Raw genomic sequence first — 258 nt, 5'->3', positions numbered from 1 at the left:
AAAAGATTGTTTTGCTGGAAACGTTACTCATTCTTCTCTTGTTACTCGTTCTGACACGCTCGATCAAAATGTCGATTTATATGATGGCGACGATTTTAATCTCCTTTGTATCTGCTTTAGGGTTAGGCATTTTCTTAGTTGATGTGTTATTTGGTTATGATGCCATTTCTACTCGTGCCCCTGTTTATGCCTTTATCTTTTTAGTGGCTTTAGGAATTGACTATAATATCATCCTTGTGAGCCGTTTCTTAGAAGAAC

At 36.8% G+C, this 258-nt stretch carries 1 protein-coding gene; it reads left to right on the top strand.

Translation table 11 applies throughout. From position 1 onward, the window contains the following. Window positions 1–11: 11 nt before the first annotated feature. On the top strand, window positions 12–258 hold a 247-nt coding region (locus SB719_RS21150; RefSeq protein ID WP_412159885.1), incomplete at its 3' end, for an MMPL family transporter.

The organism is Pantoea sp. SIMBA_079, assembly GCF_046940275.1.
Classification (GTDB): domain Bacteria; phylum Pseudomonadota; class Gammaproteobacteria; order Enterobacterales; family Enterobacteriaceae; genus Pantoea; species Pantoea borealis.
The sequence above is the reverse complement of the archived record's forward strand: the minus strand, read 5'-3'. Positions and strand labels throughout refer to the sequence as shown.